Source organism: Kitasatospora griseola (genome assembly GCF_014648555.1).
GTDB lineage: Bacteria > Actinomycetota > Actinomycetes > Streptomycetales > Streptomycetaceae > Kitasatospora > Kitasatospora griseola.
Genome location: NZ_BMRI01000009.1, coordinates 1 through 2,519, shown reverse-complemented (window position 1 = coordinate 2,519; position 2,519 = coordinate 1). Strand labels below are relative to the sequence as shown.

Sequence of the window (2,519 nt, the reverse complement as noted above, 5' to 3'; positions counted from 1 at the left end):
GGTCGCGCTGCCCGCCTGGCGGCTCGGCCGGCACCCCTCGCACCTGAACGCCGGCGTGGTCGCCGCGCTCACCGAGCTGTCCCGCCGCGACCGGCTCGCCGACGGCTACGGGAACCGGCTCGGCGACCGCCCCGCCTGCGACCTGCTGGAGGAGCCCGGCCTGGTGGACACCCGGGTGTCCCGGCTGGCCGCCGAACTGCTGCACGAGGAACCGCCCGGCGGCTGGCAGCCGCTGGACTGGGAGGACTACCCGGAGCAGGTCGTCGACCACGGCTGGCGGGAGAGCGCAGCGGCCCTGCAGGCCGCCCTCGGCGACGACCACCCGCACACCGGGCCCGCGCTGGACAAACTGCTCGCCCGGCTGGCCGCCGGGGAGGCCGAGACCCTGGCGGCCGCACTGGCGGGCGGGGTGGCGCGAGCCGCCGAGGTCGCGCCCCCCTTGCCTCCCGTGCGCAGCGGACGCGACCTGCTGGTCGACCACCTCAGCGCCACCGTCTGCTGCGCCGCGGTGGACGCGGGCACCGCGAGCCCCGGCCTGGACTGGCTGGACGGCCCGGTCCTGCTGTCCCGCGCGGCGCCCCGGGCCGGGCTGGCCCCGGCGGTGGCGGCCGCGGCGGAGGCCGGCCAGGACGGCCCGCTGCGGGCCTGGCTGGAACGTGCCGGGGTGCGGCTCGAACGCCCGGTACGGCTTTCCGGCTGAATTTCCGAAAGATCCCGGAAAACCCGGTTTCGCCGGTACCAATTGCTACCGTGGGGTGACACTGCGCCAGCAGACTGTGGTGTGCTGGCTGGCACGCACATCCGTATGGCAATTGCCACCCTCGACGGATGCGCACGTGTGGGGAGGGCGTGTGGGGACGGAATCCAACCGCCGGTGGGAGTCCGGCACGCTGGCGCACGGGGTGTCCGATCCGTTCGGCCAGGGCCCGCTGCCGTGGCTGCGCAGCCCCGACCACTACCTGGCGGACGGCGAGGGCGCGGTGCCCTGGTACGTCAGCGTGGACGCCCCGGGGCAGCAACCGCTCGAAGGCGCGGCCCGGCCGCCGCGGCCCGCGGTGAGCGGCCCGCGCAACTCCGACGATGTGCGGCAGCAGATCAAGGGCTTCGCCTCCGCGGGCGTGGCGCGGCCCGGCGGTTCGGTGGACTTCCGGGTGACGGTCCACCCGCCGCAGGAGTTCCAGGTCGACGTCTACCGGATCGGCCACGACGGCGGCGACGGCGCCCGCCAGGTCGCGTCCAGCCCGCTGATCTCCGGGCTGGCCCAGCCCGCCCCGATGGTCGCCGACCGCACCGTCTCCTGCCACCACTGGTGGCAGTCCTGGCGGCTGCAGGTCCCCACCGACTGGCGGCCCGGCGCGTACGTGGCGGTGCTGACCACCGCCGACGGCGGGCACCGCAGCCACATCCCGTTCACCGTCCGGGACTTCGACCCGGCGGACCTGCTGCTGGTGCTGCCGGACGTGACCTGGCAGGCGTACAACCTGTTCCCGGAGGACGGGCACCAGGGCGCCAGCCTGTACCACGCGTGGGACGCGGCGGGGCGGCTGGTGCACGAGGAGCAGGCGGCGGTCACCGTCTCCTTCGACCGGCCGCACGCCGGGGCCGGGCTGCCGCTGCACGTCGGGCACGCGTACGACTTCATCCGGTGGGCCGAGCGGTACGGCTACGACCTGGGCTACGCCACCGCCACCGACCTGCACGCCGGGCTGGTCGACGCCGACCGGTACAAGGCCCTGGTGTTCCCCGGGCACGACGAGTACTGGTCGGAGCCGATGCGGCGGGCCGTCGAGCGGGCCCGGGACGGCGGCACCTCGCTGGTGTTCCTGTCCGCCAACTCGCTGTACTGGCGGGTCGAGCTGACCGCCGGCGCGAACGGCGAGCCGTCCCGGCTGCTGAACTGCCGCAAACGGCAGAAGGTCGCCGCCGACCACCCCGCCGCGGGCACCGCGGGCGCGACCAGCGCACTGTGGCGGGACGCCGGCGAGCCCGAGCAGCACCTGCTGGGCATCCAGTACGCGGGCAGCGTGCCCGCGCCGGTGCCGCTGGTGGCCCGGAACACCGCGCACTGGCTGTGGCAGGGCACCGGCCTGGCCGAGGGCGAGGAACTGCCCGGCCTGGTCGCGGGGGAGGCCGACCGCTACTACCCGAAGGTCGCGCTGCCCGCCTGTACCGAACGCACCCTGCTGGCGCACTCCCCGTACCGGGACGCCGCCGGGCGGCTCACCCACCAGGAGACCTCGCTGTACCGGGCTCCCAGCGGGGCCTACGTGTTCGCGTCCGGGACGTTCGCCTGGTCGCCCGCGCTGGACCGGCCCGGGCACACCGACGAGCGGATCCAGCGGGCCACCGCCAACCTGCTCGACCAGCTGTGCAAGGAGGGGCGCACCGGCCCCTGACGCCGTGCTGTTCCGTCGCGTGGGGCGGGGGCGCACCGGCCCCCGGTCCGCCCCTCGTGCTGTGCCTGTCTCCCCGCGTGGGGCGGGGGCGCACCGGCCCCCGATCCGCCCCTCGTGCTGTGC

At 75.8% G+C, this 2,519-nt stretch carries 1 protein-coding gene and 1 pseudogene; both read left to right on the top strand.

Translation table 11 applies throughout. The annotated features are described in order from the left end of the window. A pseudogene (locus tag IEZ12_RS38345) lies at positions 1-700 on the top strand (hypothetical protein); the annotation flags it as partial. A 151-nt stretch (positions 701-851) separates the two neighbouring features. Further along, positions 852-2,396, top strand: coding sequence for a N,N-dimethylformamidase beta subunit family domain-containing protein (locus IEZ12_RS13690; protein ID WP_189272310.1), 1,545 nt, complete (start codon positions 852-854; stop codon positions 2,394-2,396). Positions 2,397-2,519 lie beyond the last annotated feature (123 nt).